The organism is Flavobacterium sp. N2270 (assembly GCF_025947225.1).
Taxonomy (GTDB): Bacteria; Bacteroidota; Bacteroidia; order Flavobacteriales; family Flavobacteriaceae; genus Flavobacterium.
The window spans coordinates 2,664,174-2,684,522 of the sequence record NZ_CP110005.1 but is presented as its reverse complement, the minus strand read 5'-3'; the positions used below and the strand labels follow the sequence as shown (position 1 = coordinate 2,684,522).

Annotated in this window: 7 protein-coding genes, 4 tRNA genes and 5 rRNA genes; 9 read left to right on the top strand and 7 right to left on the bottom strand. The window is 38.2% G+C overall.

Annotation, left to right across the window (positions count from 1 at the left end; genetic code table 11):
* Positions 1-50: 50 nt before the first annotated feature.
* The 7 genes from rlmF to thrS form a co-directional block, all read right to left on the bottom strand.
* Entirely contained in the window at positions 51-1,016 is a 966-nt protein-coding gene (gene rlmF, locus OLM55_RS12670) for a 23S rRNA (adenine(1618)-N(6))-methyltransferase RlmF (protein ID WP_264559259.1), read from the bottom strand.
* Between the two features lie 76 nt (positions 1,017-1,092).
* Entirely contained in the window at positions 1,093-3,972 is a 2,880-nt protein-coding gene (locus OLM55_RS12665; RefSeq protein ID WP_264559258.1) for a CHAT domain-containing protein, read from the bottom strand.
* Between the two features lie 115 nt (positions 3,973-4,087).
* A complete protein-coding gene (locus OLM55_RS12660; protein WP_264559257.1) occupies positions 4,088-4,852 on the bottom strand; it encodes a hypothetical protein in 765 nt (254 codons plus the stop codon).
* A 147-nt stretch (positions 4,853-4,999) separates the two neighbouring features.
* Positions 5,000-5,344 (bottom strand): 50S ribosomal protein L20, encoded by a 345-nt coding sequence (gene rplT / locus OLM55_RS12655; protein WP_264559256.1) that lies wholly within the window; start codon positions 5,342-5,344, stop codon positions 5,000-5,002.
* A 98-nt stretch (positions 5,345-5,442) separates the two neighbouring features.
* Complete coding sequence (gene rpmI / locus OLM55_RS12650) at positions 5,443-5,640, bottom strand: 50S ribosomal protein L35 (RefSeq protein ID WP_011921545.1); 198 nt, start codon at positions 5,638-5,640, stop codon at positions 5,443-5,445.
* An 83-nt stretch (positions 5,641-5,723) separates the two neighbouring features.
* On the bottom strand, positions 5,724-6,275 hold the full coding sequence (gene infC, locus OLM55_RS12645) for a translation initiation factor IF-3 (RefSeq protein ID WP_264560634.1): 552 nt from the start codon (positions 6,273-6,275) through the stop codon (positions 5,724-5,726).
* 28 nt (positions 6,276-6,303) lie between these two features.
* Positions 6,304-8,244: a threonine--tRNA ligase gene (thrS, locus tag OLM55_RS12640; RefSeq protein WP_264559255.1), complete on the bottom strand. Its 1,941-nt coding sequence runs from the start codon at positions 8,242-8,244 to the stop codon at positions 6,304-6,306.
* Between the two features lie 901 nt (positions 8,245-9,145).
* Between thrS and OLM55_RS12635 the strand changes: the two genes are divergently transcribed.
* From OLM55_RS12635 to OLM55_RS12595, 9 genes are all read left to right on the top strand, one after another.
* Positions 9,146-10,661, top strand: a 16S ribosomal RNA gene (locus tag OLM55_RS12635).
* A gap of 86 nt (positions 10,662-10,747) precedes the next feature.
* Positions 10,748-10,821 (top strand) — tRNA-Ile (locus OLM55_RS12630).
* Between the two features lie 80 nt (positions 10,822-10,901).
* Positions 10,902-10,975, top strand: a tRNA-Ala gene (locus OLM55_RS12625).
* A gap of 148 nt (positions 10,976-11,123) precedes the next feature.
* A 23S ribosomal RNA gene (locus OLM55_RS12620) occupies positions 11,124-14,006 on the top strand.
* A gap of 149 nt (positions 14,007-14,155) precedes the next feature.
* Positions 14,156-14,265, top strand: a 5S ribosomal RNA gene (rrf, locus tag OLM55_RS12615).
* A gap of 1,095 nt (positions 14,266-15,360) precedes the next feature.
* A 16S ribosomal RNA gene (locus tag OLM55_RS12610) occupies positions 15,361-16,876 on the top strand.
* Positions 16,877-16,962: 86 nt separating this feature from the next.
* Positions 16,963-17,036: transfer RNA gene (locus tag OLM55_RS12605), tRNA-Ile, on the top strand.
* Positions 17,037-17,116: 80 nt separating this feature from the next.
* Positions 17,117-17,190, top strand: a tRNA-Ala gene (locus tag OLM55_RS12600).
* A 148-nt stretch (positions 17,191-17,338) separates the two neighbouring features.
* Positions 17,339-20,221 (top strand): 23S ribosomal RNA (locus OLM55_RS12595).
* Together the 16S, 23S and 5S rRNA genes with 4 tRNA genes alongside form the textbook arrangement of a ribosomal RNA operon.
* Positions 20,222-20,349: the final 128 nt, after the last annotated feature.

Below are 20,349 nucleotides of genomic sequence, written 5' to 3'. Positions count from 1 at the left end.
CAAAATCCTTTAATTAAAGGATTTTGTATAAAATAAATATTTATAAGATATTATTTATCGTTTGTTTTTTTCCAATTCTTTTGCTGGCTTTCATCTAAAAAAGTCCAAGCAATAAAACGACTTATTTTATTTCCTTGTTCCATTTCAATAGTTTTTACATCAAAAGCATTTACTTTTTTTAAATGATTATAAAATGGTTTTAAGTTATCCTTTTTAGAAACTAAAACAGTAAACCATAAACATTGTGTTTTAAAATGGGCACTTTCATAAATCATATTGGTAATGAAAGCTAATTCACCACCTTCGCACCAAAGCTCATTGTTTTGTCCGCCAAAATTTAAAACTGGTTTGCCGCTTTTTTGTTTACCAATGTTTCTAAGCTTTCTCATAGAACCTTTTGAAGCTTCTTCTCTAGAAGAATGAAATGGTGGATTACAAATTACGAAATCAAATTTTTCACCTGGTTCAATGATTTCTTTAAAAATATGTCTTTTATTTGATTGTAATCTTAGTTTAACAGATTCAACTAAATTTGTATTTCCGTCTAATATTTTTTGAGCAATATTAAAACATTCTTTATCGACTTCAGTACCTATAAATTCCCAACCGTATTCTTGATGTCCAATAATTGGATAAATACAATTTGCACCTACACCAATATCTAATCCTCTTACGTCTTCTCCCATTGGAATTAAATTCTTGTTTGAAAGACTTAATAAATCAGCTATATAATGAATATAATCTGCTCTTCCTGGAATTGGCGGGCATAAATTTGTTTTGGGAATATCCCAATAAGTTATGTTATAGTGATGTAATAATAAACTTTTATTAAGCGCTTTTACCGCTAATGGGTTTGAAAAGTCAATACTTTCATTGCCAAATTTATTTTTAGAAACAAATTGTTCTAATAAAGGATTGGTTTTAATTAAAGCTTCAAAGTCATATCCATTAATATGTTTATTATTTGGATGTAATTTTTTCTTTTCTATAAGTTGCTTATTGGTTTCTGAATTCAAAATGATTTAGTTTAAAATACAATGCAAAGTTACGCTTAAATTACTTGTTTTGTGACATTTTTGTTTTTTCATTAATTTATTTACCATTATAGATAAAAGGTGCCCAATACTGCACTTCTTTTCCATTAAACCCTTCTTTGTCAAAAGTACCTTTTATGAAATCTCTTTTTACTTCGTTCACAGCTTTATCATATGACATGGCTAATTTGAATACTTTATGATACAAATTGGCTGTAAAAATATATGAACCATAATCACTTACAGACCATAATGTTGAAACAGTACTGTTTGCACCTGCTGTTAACATCGCTTGATTAAGTCCAGAAATTCCTTCGCCAGGAACTATTTTTCCTAAACCAGTTTGGCAAGCACTCAGCATCATAAAATCGGTTTTAATGTTTAGTTTTTCCATTTCAGAAACGGTTAACATACCATCTTCATTATTTTGTGGTGTTGGAAATACGCTAAATGCAATACTACTTAATTCAAAAATATAAGGATGCACCATTGCATGACTTGATAAATGAATTACTTTATAATTTTTAAGTTCGCCTGCATTTGACATTCTTTTAAACTCATTTTCGGTCATTAAATCTCCCATTTTAGTATCGCTATTTGAAATATTATTGCCTATATATTCAACTTCTGCTTTAGCTCCACTTAAGTAATTCATTGGTTCCTTGCTAAAAGTAGCAAATGCATAGTCTAGAGGTTTATTTTGCTTTTGTAAATCGTAAACTATATTTTTTAATCGGTCAATATCTGCTAAACTAGTTAACTCCATACCGCTATTTTGAAGTTTTGCATATTTTGCATCACCAAAAGCAAGAATATTTTTTGAATATACATTTGGCTTTCTTTCGCGAATTTCTTTTAAAACAGTTCCACTTGATATGTAAGCTATATCATATTTTTCAACCAAATAAACAGACTTCATATCGACTAAAGTTTCAAAAGGAATTAGGTTTTGCATTCCGTCTAAAGCGAAAATAATTTTCTTTTTATTTTGAAAAAAAGGTTCTAATCTACTTATATAATCAATAAAAAATGAATTAGACAGCATGCCAAAGTCCATTTCGTTTGTAAATCGAGTATCTAATTTTCCACCTTCTCTAGGGTTTAAAAATTTTCTATATAATTCAATTAATAAACTTACTTCACCTTTACGAAATTCGGCAGTTCCAGCTTCTTGAATAGTATTAAATTTAGAATATTTTGGACTTCTGTATTCTTTGGCAGCCATTTCATTTTCAATCTCGCCAATTAATTTATTGTATCTTACATACATATTCATTAATGCACCATGTGAAACCACATATTTTGTATTGTATGAATCTTTTGTAATTACAGCAGCTACATAAGTTCCTTCTCTTGTAGTTCCTCTGGTAATTTCAGTATAATAAACTAAAGCTTCATCTGGTTTTAAAGTATTTTGAACTTCTTTTAATGTAGCTGTTTTTGTGTTTTTAGAGTTGCTTTTTGAAACTAAATTGTTTGCTTTTAACTCTTCCATTACAGGAAATATTTTATCAAACTGTTTCGTTTCTTGATAGCAAGCTATTAAATATCCACCTATTTTTGAATAAAAAAGTAACATATTACTTCTGTCTTTTTCTGCCGCTGCATCTAGTAGTGTTTTGTACATGGACTTACTCTTTTCGAAGAAAGGAATTGCTTCACTATGTTTTTTTTTACTAAATAAACTTACTCCATCATTGTATATAGCAAGATAGTCAGCTCCGTTAATATTATATGTTTTAGCTATGTTTTCTCCATTAAACTCCTTAATTCGTAGTAAGTTTCTTGTAATTTCTTTACCTAAATCTGTATTTTTAAAATTTAAGCTTGTAGATAATGCTTCTGCTTTTTCTGCTAATTGTAAACCTTTTGATTTATCTCCACTATAATTATATGCTATAGAAGTTTGTAAATAGGCTTCTAAAAGTATTTCAGGGTGCATTAGTTTATTAAAAACAGGCTCAACAATTTTTGCAACATCTGCAGCTTCTTTAAATTTATTTTGCATGTTTAGAGCAAACATTTTACGATTTAATGGTTTTACATTCATTGAAGTGCTCATAGAAACTTTAGTAATATCATCAAATATTATATTTGAAATAGAAATCTCAGCATCATATTGGCTTTTTATTTGATATACGTCTACAAGTGCATCATAAATTTTATAGCGCATTAATGTAGAAGTACTTGGGTTTTTAAACTGTACAAATAATTCATCAGTTATGGCTTCCTTATTAGCGTCGTTAATTGCATTGTTTGCAACATATATCAATAATTGATTGTAATAGCTTGTTGGAAATGTGTTATTTGCTATTCGTTTTTTTAGACTGAATAATTTTGCTGTGATATCGTTTACATTTATTTCAGAACTTTTTTTTGTAGGAAGGAGATATAAATCGACAGCTTCTTTGGTAAAAACCATCGCATTTGTTGGATAATCAAGATTGTATTTGTTTTTTGCTTTAGTTAATTCTTCTATTGTATATGAGTAACCAGTTGCGCCAGTTAAGTTTCTTATTACAGAACTAATATAGTTATTATTATATTCTTTTGTGCTTTCTGCCATTCCAAAAAAACTTAAACTATAATATGCCTGACTTATAGAATAAGACTCTTTTGCATAAGCAGCAGCTACAATATAAAATACTGTAATTTCATCATAAATTGGTTCTAATTCATGTGCTATTTTTAAATATTTTACTGCTTCAGGATATTTTCCGGTAAAGAGATATGCTTTACCAATCAGCGCATAAATATCTGGTCTTAAATAATAATTGTCTAAAATTTGGTTACCTAACTCTATAGTTCTATTGTAGTTTTTAGCTTCATAAGCTCTTTGTGCTTCAATATATTTTTGGTTATTGTTTAAAGCTTCTGAAGATTGAGAAAGCCCAATAGAAAATTGTAATAATAAAAGGAATGATAGTATTGTTTTCATAGTGTAATATTTTAACATTCAAACTTATCACTAAACTCATTTTACTTCAATAGGGCAGTTGCCTTATATTTAAAAAAAAATCTCAACTTTATGATTGAGATTTTAATTTAGTTAATTAGAAATTTTTAAATGATTTCTTGTCTCCTTTTTCATCATATTCAGAAGCCATTACTTTTTTTACCTCTCGGTTTACAAGAACTGTATTTTTAATAAAGTTGCTTTTGAAATCATCACTATATGAAACAACTTTGAATTCTTCAATCAAGTCTGGTTTTCGATCCATTAGAGTATAAACACCAATTTCATTTCCTTTGTCTTTTTTATTATAAATTGTAACCGTTTTCTTTTCATTATCTATTACTTCTCCTCTATAAAAATTTCCATTTTGAAAGAAACCTATGATGATCAAACCGTCATCATCAAGTTTTGCTCCATAACCATTTTCACAATCGCCTTGGCAACCTAATGACAATTTACTTGTTTGTAAAATCATTGTTTTTCTACTTATTTCCTTATCATTTTCATATGTGATTATAACAGATTCATTAAGTTTTGAATCGTTTAAAAGAATATGAATACCTTCTTTCATTCCGTTTTCAAATACGCCATACTGTCTTGATCCTTCTCCAATATAATAAATCGAATTACCAGTTGGGATTCCATTTATAAATTTTGAAAATATATAATTACCATTTTTAAAATTTATAAATGAAGAGCCGTTTAGTACACCATTTGTTCTAAAGCCTGCCTCTACATAGCTTTTTTCTTTGTTTTCTAGCAGTCCGAAACCATTTGTGTCATTTCCAACAGTACAAAATATTTCTTCTTGTCCAAAAGCAATACCATTTATTGCTAAAAGTAGGATGATAATTTTTTTCATAATAAATATCATTTAATTATAATATTCAAATGTAATTAGATGTATTTTAGATTTCAATAGGACAGTTGCCTTATATTCAATAAAAAATCCCAACCTTTCGATTGGGATTTTCTATAATAAGTAAGATAAATATTGTTTATAAAACGTTTATTTAATTTTGTTAACGATAGCTGTGAAAGCATCTGAGTGATTCATTGCTAAATCTGCAAGAACTTTACGGTTCAATTCGATATTGTTAGCTTTGATTTTTCCCATAAATTGAGAATAACTCATTCCATGTTGTCTTGCACCAGCGTTAATACGCATAATCCATAAAGCACGGAAGTTTCTCTTTTTTTGCTTTCTATCACGGTAAGCATAAGTCATTGCTTTTTCTACCGCATTTTTTGCTACTGTCCAAACGTTTTTACGTCTACCAAAGAAACCTTTGGCTTGTTTTAATACTCTTTTTCTTCTAGCTCTTGTAGCTACTGAATTCGTTGCTCTTGGCATAATTTTAATGTTTTTTTGTAGTAAGGCGTTCTAAATGATTTTAGAAACTTAATTAAGCCCACTCCAGGGTTATAAATTGATTTTAACCAAACAACTAATTAGATAATTCTTAATTGTTGTTTAATGCTTTTCTCATCTGTTTTATGAACTAAAGCAGAGTGAGTTAAAGCTAACTTACGCTTTTTAGATTTTTTTGTCAAAATATGACTTTTAAAAGCGTGTTTTCTTTTGATCTTTCCAGAACCAGTAACTTTGAATCGTTTCTTAGCACTAGATTTTGTTTTCATTTTAGGCATTTTCTTCCTGTATTTGAATTATCTTACTTACTGTCTTTACGAGTTTTTTAATACTCAATATATTTTTATGCCGAAGCATTTTCTTATTTTGCTTTTTTCTTAGAAGCTAAGTACATAATCATACGTTTTCCTTCTAATACTGGCATTTGTTCAACCTTTCCATATTCTTCAAGTTCAGTCGCCAAACGTAATAATAAAATTTGACCTTGCTCTTTATAAATAATAGAACGACCTTTAAAAAATACAAACGCTTTTAGTTTTGCACCATCTTGTAAAAACTTAATCGCATTTTTCTTTTTAAATTCATAATCATGCTCATCAGTTTGAGGTCCAAAACGAATCTCTTTAATTACAACTTGTGAAGATTTTGCTTTAAGCATTTTTTCACGTTTCTTTTGCTCATAAAGAAACTTCCCATAGTCCATTAATTTACAAACTGGTGGTTCCGCATTTGGAGAGATTTCTACTAAATCTACTTCTTGCTCTGCAGCTAAACGTAATGCATCCTGAATTTTAAAAATTCCAGGTTCAATATTTTCACCTACTAAACGTACTTCAGGAACACGAATTAAATTATTAATTCTGTGTGCTGCTTTTTTCTCTTCGCGAGGTTTATACCCTCTGTTGTTTCTAATTGCTATGACTCTTATTTTTTAGTTAAACTTAGAATGATTTTAATGTCTTCTTAATTTCTTCATCTACTAATATAGCAAATGCTTCAATTGTTATTGTTTGGTTAGATTTTCCATCATCACCGTGTTTCCTTACAGATATTGTGCCGTTTTTTTCTTCTTCTTCACCAACAATTATCATGTACGGAACTTTTTGAACTTCAGCGTCTCTAATTTTTTTACCAATAGTTTCACTTCTGTTGTCTAATTGGGCGCGAATTTCGTGATTTTCTAGCAAATCTAAAACTTTTTTCGCATAATTTTCATATTTATCACTTAAAGTAAGGACTACCGCTTGCTCAGGCATTAACCAAAGTGGGAAATTTCCTGCGGTATGTTCTAGTAAAATTGCAATAAAACGTTCCATTGATCCAAAAGGTGCTCTGTGAATCATTACAGGACGATGCAATTCATTGTCACTTCCTTTATAACTTAATTCAAAACGCTCTGGTAAGTTGTAATCTACTTGTATTGTTCCTAGTTGCCAGCTTCTTCCTAAAGCATCCTTAACCATAAAGTCTAACTTCGGACCGTAAAAAGCAGCTTCTCCAGCTTCAATAACATAGTTTAATCCTTTATCTTTTGCAGCGTTAATAATTGCTTGCTCTGCTTTTTCCCAATTTTCAACGCTACCTATATATTTAGATGGATTGTCTAAATCTCTAACCGATACTTGTGCAGTGAAGTTTTCAAACCCTAACGAGCCAAATACATACAATACTAAATCAATTACATTTTTAAACTCTTGGTCTAATTGATCTGGTGTACAAAAAATATGCGCATCATCTTGAGTAAATCCTCTTACACGAGTTAAACCATGTAATTCTCCACTTTGTTCATATCTATATACAGTTCCAAATTCAGCGTATCTTTTCGGTAAATCTTTATATGACCAAGGTCTTGCATTATAAATCTCACAGTGGTGAGGACAATTCATTGGTTTTAACAAAAACTCTTCTCCTTCAGCAGGAGTATTTATTGGTTGAAAACTATCTGCTCCATACTTCGCATAATGTCCAGAAGTAACATAAAGTTCTTTTTGTCCAATATGTGGAGTTACAACTTGTTCGTATCCAGCTTTCTTTTGTGCCTTCTTTAAAAATTGCTCCAATCTATCACGTAAAGCAGCTCCTTTTGGTAACCATAAAGGTAAGCCTTGTCCAACTCGTTGTGAAAAATGGAATAAATCCAATTCTTTACCAAGTTTTCTATGATCACGTTTTTTTGCTTCTTCTAATAATTGTAAATATTCAGTTAAATCTTTTTGCTTTGGAAACGAAATTCCATAAACTCGAGTTAACTGTTTGTTTTTTTCATTACCTCTCCAGTAAGCTCCAGCAACAGATAAAATTTTCATGGCTTTAATTATTCCTGTATTAGGAATATGTCCACCACGACATAAATCAGTAAAAGTAGAATGATCACAAAAAGTAATTGTTCCGTCTTCTAAATTTGTGATTAATTCTGTTTTGAATTCATTATCTTTATATAACTCTAAAGCTTCTGCTTTTGTTGCAGAACGCATTTTAAATTCATGCTTTTCTCTTGAAATCTCTAGAACTCTATCTTCAACTCTTTTAAAATCAGCGTCAGTTAATTTTTCATCGCCAAAATCAACATCATAATAAAAACCATTATCAATAGCAGGTCCAATTGTTAGTTTACAACCCGGATAAAATTCTTCAATTACTTGCGCCATAACGTGAGAAGTAGAATGCCAAAAAGCTTTTTTACCTTCGTCGTTATTCCAAGTGTATAAAATTAGAGAACCATCGGTGGTTAAGGCTGTTGTTGTTTCAACTGTTGTACCATTAAAAGAAGCTGAAATTACATTTCTAGCTAAACCCTCGCTTATACTTAAAGCAACATCCATTGGAGTCGTACCTTGTGCAAACTCCTTAACCGAACCATCCGGTAAAGTAATCTTTATCATTTTTTATTTTTTAATGAAATGCAAATATACATTATTGACTAGTTACATACAATATATATATAGGTACATTTTTTTCTTATATCTTAAAATTTCGAGTTTCGCTATTATTTTTTTAGTAGCTTATTCCCGCTTTCCGCTGTATCTTTTATTATTTTCAGGGAAAATTAATAAAAGGATGCCGCTACACTCGGGGCTATGGCGGGTTTGTTTGAGTTGTAAATTGTTTATTTGTATACTATATATAAAGTATTAAAGTTGTTTTTTAAAACAATTTCATTTAATTTTTGTGTTTGAAACATGAATTTTCTTCTTGAATCTGTTTCTTGAACTTGTATTTAAAACTAGAGATTAGCATTTAAAACTTGTATTTGTTCTTGCACTTAAAATTTAAAATTGATTTTTTTTGATTTGTAAGTATCTTGTAATCAAAGGATAGAAAAATACTTTAAAAAATAGATTAAAAAAGGTTTGCGGGAATGAGAAAAGGTGCTACTTTTGCACCCGCATTCAAAGGCAAGTTCATTACATTTATTGATAAGTTAACTTAGGGTTAACGGCTGGTAAAAAAGAAAATTTTTTTTCAAAAAAAGTTTGCCAGAGTCAAAAAAGGTTTTACCTTTGCAGCCCGCAATTGTGGCGACGTTCTGAGAATTATTGAGTAAGTGGATAAGAAATAAAAAATTTAATTTTTTTTTCAAAAACACTTGTGAGATTAAAAAGAAGTTGTACTTTTGCACCCGCTTTGAGAAACAAGCGATAATAAAAAGAATGACACGTTCATAGACATATTGGATTGACAGCACGATTTAGATCTTCGGATTTAGATTGTAAAAAATAAGAGAGTAAGACTTAAGAGATTAAGAAATAAACCTAGCCTTTATCGTACAATATTAAAAACACTACGATGAAGAGTTTGATCCTGGCTCAGGATGAACGCTAGCGGCAGGCCTAACACATGCAAGTCGAGGGGTAGAGTTAGCTTGCTAACTTGAGACCGGCGCACGGGTGCGTAACGCGTATGCAATCTACCTTATACAGGGGAATAGCCCAGAGAAATTTGGATTAATGCCCCATAGTATTATTGAATGGCATCATTTGATAATTAAAGTTCCAACGGTATAAGATGAGCATGCGTCCCATTAGTTAGTTGGTAAGGTAACGGCTTACCAAGACTATGATGGGTAGGGGTCCTGAGAGGGAGATCCCCCACACTGGTACTGAGACACGGACCAGACTCCTACGGGAGGCAGCAGTGAGGAATATTGGACAATGGGCGCAAGCCTGATCCAGCCATGCCGCGTGCAGGAAGACGGTCCTATGGATTGTAAACTGCTTTTATACAGGAAGAAACACCTCTACGTGTAGAGGCTTGACGGTACTGTAAGAATAAGGATCGGCTAACTCCGTGCCAGCAGCCGCGGTAATACGGAGGATCCAAGCGTTATCCGGAATCATTGGGTTTAAAGGGTCCGTAGGCGGCCTTATAAGTCAGTGGTGAAATCTCCTAGCTCAACTAGGAAACTGCCATTGATACTGTAGGGCTTGAATTATTAGGAAGTAACTAGAATATGTAGTGTAGCGGTGAAATGCTTAGATATTACATGGAATACCAATTGCGAAGGCAGGTTACTACTAATTGATTGACGCTGATGGACGAAAGCGTGGGTAGCGAACAGGATTAGATACCCTGGTAGTCCACGCCGTAAACGATGGATACTAGCTGTTCGGAGCAATCTGAGTGGCTAAGCGAAAGTGATAAGTATCCCACCTGGGGAGTACGAACGCAAGTTTGAAACTCAAAGGAATTGACGGGGGCCCGCACAAGCGGTGGAGCATGTGGTTTAATTCGATGATACGCGAGGAACCTTACCAAGGCTTAAATGGGAAACGACAGATTTGGAAACAGATTTTTCTTCGGACGTTTTTCAAGGTGCTGCATGGTTGTCGTCAGCTCGTGCCGTGAGGTGTCAGGTTAAGTCCTATAACGAGCGCAACCCCTGTCGTTAGTTGCCAGCGAGTCATGTCGGGAACTCTAACGAGACTGCCAGTGTAAACTGTGAGGAAGGTGGGGATGACGTCAAATCATCACGGCCCTTACGCCTTGGGCCACACACGTGCTACAATGGACGGTACAGAGAGCAGCTACTGGGTGACCAGATGCGAATCTTCAAAACCGTTCTCAGTTCGGATCGAAGTCTGCAACTCGACTTCGTGAAGCTGGAATCGCTAGTAATCGGATATCAGCCATGATCCGGTGAATACGTTCCCGGGCCTTGTACACACCGCCCGTCAAGCCATGGAAGCTGGGGGTACCTGAAGTCGGTGACCGCAAGGAGCTGCCTAGGGTAAAACTGGTAACTAGGGCTAAGTCGTAACAAGGTAGCCGTACCGGAAGGTGCGGCTGGAACACCTCCTTTCTAGAGAAAGATAAAGAATAGGTTCTTTATTGATTGGGGATTACTCTCGCTGTTAGTTCAAATAATACAATATAAGTAAAAAACAGAGTCTCGTAGCTCAGCTGGTTAGAGTACTACACTGATAATGTAGGGGTCGGCAGTTCGAGTCTGCCCGGGACTACTTTTTTAACTTATAAGGAAATTCTAGAAGTTGGGATTCACAATTCATAATTCTGAATTCATAATTTTGGATTTAAAATTGGGGGATTAGCTCAGCTGGCTAGAGCGCTTGCCTTGCACGCAAGAGGTCATCGGTTCGACTCCGATATTCTCCACAACGGCTATACGTTAAAACTGGCATTATTGTCAGTGGCGACGCGCCACAAGTTCATTGACATATTGAGAAAAGAAAATATATTAAATATATAGAAAGCACAAATTTTTGGGTATTCTACTTATGTAGGATATTTAATAAAACAAGTACAATAAGCAAAATAAGGGCGTATGGGGAATGCCTAGGCTCTCAGAGGCGATGAAGGACGTGATAAGCTGCGAAAAGCTACGGGGATCGGCACACACGAATTGATCCGTAGATATCCGAATGGGGCAACCCGGCATGTTGAAGACATGTCACTCCGATAGGAGAGTAAACCCGCTGAACTGAAACATCTAAGTAGGCGGAGGAGAAGAAAACAAAAGTGATTCCGTAAGTAGTGGCGAGCGAACGCGGATTAGCCCAAACCAATGTTGTTACGGCAATATTGGGGTTGTAGGACCACGACATTTCATGCGGATTGAATTAGAATAACCTGGAAAGGTTAACCATAGAGGGTGATAGTCCCGTATAAGTAAGAGAAGATATGAATAGTGGTATCCTGAGTAGTGCGGGGCACGTGAAACCCTGTATGAATCTGGCGGGACCATCCGCTAAGGCTAAATACTCCTGAGAGACCGATAGTGAACCAGTACCGTGAGGGAAAGGTGAAAAGAACCGTGAATAACGGAGTGAAATAGATCCTGAAACCATACGCTTACAAGCGGTCGGAGCCCTTAAGTGGGGTGACGGCGTGCCTTTTGCATAATGAGCCTACGAGTTAACGTTGCTGGCAAGGATAAGTGGTTAAGCCATGGATCCGTAGCGAAAGCGAGTCTGAATAGGGCGCTTTAGTCAGTAGTGTTAGACGCGAAACCGTGTGATCTACCCATGGGCAGGTTGAAGCTTTGTTAACCCAAAGTGGAGGACCGAACCCGTTGACGTTGAAAAGTCTTGGGATGACCTGTGGGTAGGGGTGAAAGGCCAATCAAACTCGGAAATAGCTCGTACTCCCCGAAATGCATTTAGGTGCAGCGATGAAATATAGTTATATAGAGGTAGAGCTACTGATTGGATGCGGGGGTTTCACCACCTACCAATTCCTGACAAACTCCGAATGCTATATAATGGTCCTCATCAGTGAGGGCATGGGTGCTAAGGTCCATGTCCGAGAGGGAAAGAACCCAGACCATCAGCTAAGGTCCCCAAATGTATGCTAAGTTGAAATAACGCGGTTTGTCTGCTTAGACAGCTAGGATGTTGGCTTGGAAGCAGCCATTCATTTAAAGAGTGCGTAACAGCTCACTAGTCGAGCGGACGAGCATGGATAATAATCGGGCATAAGTATACTACCGAAGCTATGGATTTGTAATTTATTACAAGTGGTAGGGGAGCATTCTAAACTGGGTCGAAGGTGTGATGTGAGTCATGCTGGACTGTTTAGAAAAGAAAATGTAGGCATAAGTAACGATAATGCGGGCGAGAAACCCGCACACCGAAAAACTAAGGTTTCCACAGCTATGCTAATCAGCTGTGGGTTAGTCTGGTCCTAACGCGAACCCGAAAGGGGTAGTGGATGGCCAACGGGTTAATATTCCCGTACTACTTATAATTGTGATGGAATGACGGAGTGATGAAAGCACCGCGAACTGACGGAATAGTTCGTTGAAGATTGTAGCTATAGAGACTGTAGGCAAATCCGCAGATTCTGGCAAAGATCGATAGTACTCGGAGTCTTCGGACAAAGGGATAGTGTGCCTAAGGGCTTCCAAGAAAAGTTTCTAAACTTAGATTATAAGTACCAGTACCGTAAACCGACACAGGTAGTTGGGGAGAGAATCCTAAGGTGCTCGAGAGATTCATGGCTAAGGAATTAGGCAAAATAGACCCGTAACTTCGGGAGAAGGGTCGCCACGCAAATGCGTGGCCGCAGTGAAAAGATCCAGGCGACTGTTTATCAAAAACACAGGGCTCTGCAAAATCGTAAGATGAAGTATAGGGCCTGACACCTGCCCGGTGCTTGAAGGTTAAGTGGAGATGTTATCTTCGGAGAAGCATTGAAATGAAGCCCAAGTAAACGGCGGCCGTAACTATAACGGTCCTAAGGTAGCGAAATTCCTTGTCGGGTAAGTTCCGACCTGCACGAATGGTGTAACGATCTGGATACTGTCTCAGCCATGAGCTCGGTGAAATTGTAGTAGCGGTGAAGATGCCGCTTACCCGCAGTGGGACGAAAAGACCCTGTGCACCTTTACTATAGCTTAGTATTGACCTTGGATAAGTGATGTGTAGGATAGGTTGGAGACTGTGAAGTGGCGTCGCTAGGCGTTGTGGAGTCATTGTTGAAATACAACCCTTTGCTTATCTAGGGCCTAACCCCGTTTTTCGGGGGACATTGCTTGGTGGGTAGTTTGACTGGGGTGGTCGCCTCCAAAAGAGTAACGGAGGCTTCTAAAGGTTCCCTCAGCACGCTTGGTAACCGTGCGTAGAGTGCAATGGTATAAGGGAGCTTGACTGAGAGACATACAGGTCGATCAGGTACGAAAGTAGAGCATAGTGATCCGGTGGTTCCGCATGGAAGGGCCATCGCTCAAAGGATAAAAGGTACGCCGGGGATAACAGGCTGATCTCCCCCAAGAGCTCATATCGACGGGGGGGTTTGGCACCTCGATGTCGGCTCGTCACATCCTGGGGCTGGAGAAGGTCCCAAGGGTTGGGCTGTTCGCCCATTAAAGTGGCACGCGAGCTGGGTTCAGAACGTCGTGAGACAGTTCGGTCTCTATCTACTGTGGGCGCAAGAAATTTGAGTGGATCTGATTCTAGTACGAGAGGACCGAATTGGACAAACCGCTGGTGTATCTGTTGTTCCGCCAGGAGCACTGCAGAGTAGCTACGTTTGGAAGGGATAAGCGCTGAAAGCATATAAGCGCGAAACCCACCACAAGATGAGATTTCTTTTAAGGGTCCTAGAAGATGACTAGGTTGATAGGCTATAGATGTAAAGGCAGTAATGTCATAGTCAAGTAGTACTAATAACCCGTAAGCTTATGTACATTTTCCTCCCACTTCGGTGGGAGGGAGAAACTTTCTATACAAACATGATTTTCTTGTCTCAGTATGTTAAGATATTATTCAATGGATAATTAACAATTAATAATTGATAATTAAACTTGAAAAAATTGCCTAAAGCAATTTAACCTCTTAAGGTGGTTATTGCAGCGGGGCTCACCTCTTCCCATTCCGAACAGAGAAGTTAAGCCCGCTTGCGCAGATGGTACTGCAATCCTGTGGGAGAGTATGACACCGCCTTTCTTTTAAAAACCCTATCCTAACCGGATGGGGTTTTTTGTTTTATATGGGTTTTACAAACAAAAAAACAAACAAAAAAGACGAACTAAACAGTTCGTCTTTTTTTTATATTCTAATGAATTTATATAATTATTACTGTCTAGGTTTGTTTATTCCTCTATCGTAAAGTACAATACTGCCAGCAACGGAAATATTTAAACTTTTTTCTAAAAAGAAATCGATTTAAAGAAATTAGCTGCAACATGGAGAGCAAAAAATGAAAAAGCAAAACTTAAAAAAGAAGAATTATAGAATTCTGATTTAAATAATTTAGTAGCTTATTCCCGCTTTCCGCTGTATCTTTTATTATTTTCAGGGAAAATTAATAAAAGGATGCCGCTACACTCGGGGCTATGGCGGGTTTGTTTGAGTTGTAAATTGTTTATTTGTATACTATATATAAAGTATTAAAGTTGTTTTTTAAAACAATTTCATTTAATTTTTGTGTTTGAAACATGAATTTTCTTCTTGAATCTGTTTCTTGAACTTGTATTTAAAACTAGAGATTAGCATTTAAAACTTGTATTTGTTCTTGCACTTAAAATTTAAAATTGATTTTTTTTGATTTGTAAGTATCTTGTAATCAAAGGATAGAAAAATACTTTAAAAAATAGATTAAAAAAGGTTTGCGGGAATGAGAAAAGGTGCTACTTTTGCACCCGCATTCAAAGGCAAGTTCATTACATTTATTGATAAGTTAACTTAGGGTTAACGGCTGGTAAAAAAGAAAATTTTTTTTCAAAAAAAGTTTGCCAGAATCAAAAAACGAATTACCTTTGCAGCCCGCAATTAGCGCAACGTTCTAAAAATTATTGAGTAAGTGGATAAGAAATAAAAATTTTAATTTTTTTTTCAAAAAAACTTGCGAGATTAAAAAGAAGTTGTACTTTTGCACCCGCTTTGAGAAACAAGCGATAATAAAAAGAATGACACGTTCATAGACATATTGGATTGACAGCACGATTTAGATCTTCGGATTTAGATTGTAAAAAATAAGAGAGTAAGACTTAAGAGATTAAGAAATAAACCTAGCCTTTATCGTACAATATTAAAAACACTACGATGAAGAGTTTGATCCTGGCTCAGGATGAACGCTAGCGGCAGGCCTAACACATGCAAGTCGAGGGGTAGAGTTAGCTTGCTAACTTGAGACCGGCGCACGGGTGCGTAACGCGTATGCAATCTACCTTATACAGGGGAATAGCCCAGAGAAATTTGGATTAATGCCCCATAGTATTATTGAATGGCATCATTTGATAATTAAAGTTCCAACGGTATAAGATGAGCATGCGTCCCATTAGTTAGTTGGTAAGGTAACGGCTTACCAAGACTATGATGGGTAGGGGTCCTGAGAGGGAGATCCCCCACACTGGTACTGAGACACGGACCAGACTCCTACGGGAGGCAGCAGTGAGGAATATTGGACAATGGGCGCAAGCCTGATCCAGCCATGCCGCGTGCAGGAAGACGGTCCTATGGATTGTAAACTGCTTTTATACAGGAAGAAACACCTCTACGTGTAGAGGCTTGACGGTACTGTAAGAATAAGGATCGGCTAACTCCGTGCCAGCAGCCGCGGTAATACGGAGGATCCAAGCGTTATCCGGAATCATTGGGTTTAAAGGGTCCGTAGGCGGCCTTATAAGTCAGTGGTGAAATCTCCTAGCTCAACTAGGAAACTGCCATTGATACTGTAGGGCTTGAATTATTAGGAAGTAACTAGAATATGTAGTGTAGCGGTGAAATGCTTAGATATTACATGGAATACCAATTGCGAAGGCAGGTTACTACTAATTGATTGACGCTGATGGACGAAAGCGTGGGTAGCGAACAGGATTAGATACCCTGGTAGTCCACGCCGTAAACGATGGATACTAGCTGTTCGGAGCAATCTGAGTGGCTAAGCGAAAGTGATAAGTATCCCACCTGGGGAGTACGAACGCAAGTTTGAAACTCAAAGGAATTGACGGGGGCCCGCACAAGCGGTGGAGCATGTGGTTTAATTCGATGATACGCGAGGAACCTTACCAAGGCTTAAATGGGAAACGACAGATTTGGAAACAGATTTTTCTTCGGACGTTTTTCAAGGTGCTGCATGGTTGTCGTCAGCTCGTGCCGTGAGGTGTCAGGTTAAGTCCTATAACGAGCGCAACCCCTGTCGTTAGTTGCCAGCGAGTCATGTCGGGAACTCTAACGAGACTGCCAGTGTAAACTGTGAGGAAGGTGGGGATGACGTCAAATCATCACGGCCCTTACGCCTTGGGCCACACACGTGCTACAATGGACGGTACAGAGAGCAGCTACTGGGTGACCAGATGCGAATCTTCAAAACCGTTCTCAGTTCGGATCGAAGTCTGCAACTCGACTTCGTGAAGCTGGAATCGCTAGTAATCGGATATCAGCCATGATCCGGTGAATACGTTCCCGGGCCTTGTACACACCGCCCGTCAAGCCATGGAAGCTGGGGGTACCTGAAGTCGGTGACCGCAAGGAGCTGCCTAGGGTAAAACTGGTAACTAGGGCTAAGTCGTAACAAGGTAGCCGTACCGGAAGGTGCGGCTGGAACACCTCCTTTCTAGAGAAAGATAAAGAATAGGTTCTTTATTGATTGGGGATTACTCTCGCTGTTAGTTCAAATAATACAATATAAGTAAAAAACAGAGTCTCGTAGCTCAGCTGGTTAGAGTACTACACTGATAATGTAGGGGTCGGCAGTTCGAGTCTGCCCGGGACTACTTTTTTAACTTATAAGGAAATTCTAGAAGTTGGGATTCACAATTCATAATTCTGAATTCATAATTTTGGATTTAAAATTGGGGGATTAGCTCAGCTGGCTAGAGCGCTTGCCTTGCACGCAAGAGGTCATCGGTTCGACTCCGATATTCTCCACAACGGCTATACGTTAAAACTGGCATTATTGTCAGTGGCGACGCGCCACAAGTTCATTGACATATTGAGAAAAGAAAATATATTAAATATATAGAAAGCACAAATTTTTGGGTATTCTACTTATGTAGGATATTTAATAAAACAAGTACAATAAGCAAAATAAGGGCGTATGGGGAATGCCTAGGCTCTCAGAGGCGATGAAGGACGTGATAAGCTGCGAAAAGCTACGGGGATCGGCACACACGAATTGATCCGTAGATATCCGAATGGGGCAACCCGGCATGTTGAAGACATGTCACTCCGATAGGAGAGTAAACCCGCTGAACTGAAACATCTAAGTAGGCGGAGGAGAAGAAAACAAAAGTGATTCCGTAAGTAGTGGCGAGCGAACGCGGATTAGCCCAAACCAATGTTGTTACGGCAATATTGGGGTTGTAGGACCACGACATTTCATGCGGATTGAATTAGAATAACCTGGAAAGGTTAACCATAGAGGGTGATAGTCCCGTATAAGTAAGAGAAGATATGAATAGTGGTATCCTGAGTAGTGCGGGGCACGTGAAACCCTGTATGAATCTGGCGGGACCATCCGCTAAGGCTAAATACTCCTGAGAGACCGATAGTGAACCAGTACCGTGAGGGAAAGGTGAAAAGAACCGTGAATAACGGAGTGAAATAGATCCTGAAACCATACGCTTACAAGCGGTCGGAGCCCTTAAGTGGGGTGACGGCGTGCCTTTTGCATAATGAGCCTACGAGTTAACGTTGCTGGCAAGGATAAGTGGTTAAGCCATGGATCCGTAGCGAAAGCGAGTCTGAATAGGGCGCTTTAGTCAGTAGTGTTAGACGCGAAACCGTGTGATCTACCCATGGGCAGGTTGAAGCTTTGTTAACCCAAAGTGGAGGACCGAACCCGTTGACGTTGAAAAGTCTTGGGATGACCTGTGGGTAGGGGTGAAAGGCCAATCAAACTCGGAAATAGCTCGTACTCCCCGAAATGCATTTAGGTGCAGCGATGAAATATAGTTATATAGAGGTAGAGCTACTGATTGGATGCGGGGGTTTCACCACCTACCAATTCCTGACAAACTCCGAATGCTATATAATGGTCCTCATCAGTGAGGGCATGGGTGCTAAGGTCCATGTCCGAGAGGGAAAGAACCCAGACCATCAGCTAAGGTCCCCAAATGTATGCTAAGTTGAAATAACGCGGTTTGTCTGCTTAGACAGCTAGGATGTTGGCTTGGAAGCAGCCATTCATTTAAAGAGTGCGTAACAGCTCACTAGTCGAGCGGACGAGCATGGATAATAATCGGGCATAAGTATACTACCGAAGCTATGGATTTGTAATTTATTACAAGTGGTAGGGGAGCATTCTAAACTGGGTCGAAGGTGTGATGTGAGTCATGCTGGACTGTTTAGAAAAGAAAATGTAGGCATAAGTAACGATAATGCGGGCGAGAAACCCGCACACCGAAAAACTAAGGTTTCCACAGCTATGCTAATCAGCTGTGGGTTAGTCTGGTCCTAACGCGAACCCGAAAGGGGTAGTGGATGGCCAACGGGTTAATATTCCCGTACTACTTATAATTGTGATGGAATGACGGAGTGATGAAAGCACCGCGAACTGACGGAATAGTTCGTTGAAGATTGTAGCTATAGAGACTGTAGGCAAATCCGCAGATTCTGGCAAAGATCGATAGTACTCGGAGTCTTCGGACAAAGGGATAGTGTGCCTAAGGGCTTCCAAGAAAAGTTTCTAAACTTAGATTATAAGTACCAGTACCGTAAACCGACACAGGTAGTTGGGGAGAGAATCCTAAGGTGCTCGAGAGATTCATGGCTAAGGAATTAGGCAAAATAGACCCGTAACTTCGGGAGAAGGGTCGCCACGCAAATGCGTGGCCGCAGTGAAAAGATCCAGGCGACTGTTTATCAAAAACACAGGGCTCTGCAAAATCGTAAGATGAAGTATAGGGCCTGACACCTGCCCGGTGCTTGAAGGTTAAGTGGAGATGTTATCTTCGGAGAAGCATTGAAATGAAGCCCAAGTAAACGGCGGCCGTAACTATAACGGTCCTAAGGTAGCGAAATTCCTTGTCGGGTAAGTTCCGACCTGCACGAATGGTGTAACGATCTGGATACTGTCTCAGCCATGAGCTCGGTGAAATTGTAGTAGCGGTGAAGATGCCGCTTACCCGCAGTGGGACGAAAAGACCCTGTGCACCTTTACTATAGCTTAGTATTGACCTTGGATAAGTGATGTGTAGGATAGGTTGGAGACTGTGAAGTGGCGTCGCTAGGCGTTGTGGAGTCATTGTTGAAATACAACCCTTTGCTTATCTAGGGCCTAACCCCGTTTTTCGGGGGACATTGCTTGGTGGGTAGTTTGACTGGGGTGGTCGCCTCCAAAAGAGTAACGGAGGCTTCTAAAGGTTCCCTCAGCACGCTTGGTAACCGTGCGTAGAGTGCAATGGTATAAGGGAGCTTGACTGAGAGACATACAGGTCGATCAGGTACGAAAGTAGAGCATAGTGATCCGGTGGTTCCGCATGGAAGGGCCATCGCTCAAAGGATAAAAGGTACGCCGGGGATAACAGGCTGATCTCCCCCAAGAGCTCATATCGACGGGGGGGTTTGGCACCTCGATGTCGGCTCGTCACATCCTGGGGCTGGAGAAGGTCCCAAGGGTTGGGCTGTTCGCCCATTAAAGTGGCACGCGAGCTGGGTTCAGAACGTCGTGAGACAGTTCGGTCTCTATCTACTGTGGGCGCAAGAAATTTGAGTGGATCTGATTCTAGTACGAGAGGACCGAATTGGACAAACCGCTGGTGTATCTGTTGTTCCGCCAGGAGCACTGCAGAGTAGCTACGTTTGGAAGGGATAAGCGCTGAAAGCATATAAGCGCGAAACCCACCACAAGATGAGATTTCTTTTAAGGGTCCTAGAAGATGACTAGGTTGATAGGCTATAGATGTAAAGGCAGTAATGTCATAGTCAAGTAGTACTAATAACCCGTAAGCTTATGTACATTTTCCTCCCACTTCGGTGGGAGGGAGAAACTTTCTATACAAACATGATTTTCTTGTCTCAGTATGTTAAGATATTATTCAATGGATAATTAACAATTAATAATTGATAATTAAACTTGAAAAAATT

What these genes read in the sequence shown, in the direction of transcription:
- OLM55_RS12665 (WP_264559258.1), bottom strand. Translation starts at nt 3,972, where the DNA reads ATGAAAACAATACTATCATTCCTTTTATTATTACAATTTTCTATTGGG.
- OLM55_RS12660 (WP_264559257.1), bottom strand. Translation starts at nt 4,852, where the DNA reads ATGAAAAAAATTATCATCCTACTTTTAGCAATAAATGGTATTGCTTTT.
- rplT (WP_264559256.1), bottom strand. Translation starts at nt 5,344, where the DNA reads ATGCCAAGAGCAACGAATTCAGTAGCTACAAGAGCTAGAAGAAAAAGA.
- rpmI (WP_011921545.1), bottom strand. Translation starts at nt 5,640, where the DNA reads ATGCCTAAAATGAAAACAAAATCTAGTGCTAAGAAACGATTCAAAGTT.
- thrS (WP_264559255.1), bottom strand. Translation starts at nt 8,244, where the DNA reads ATGATAAAGATTACTTTACCGGATGGTTCGGTTAAGGAGTTTGCACAA.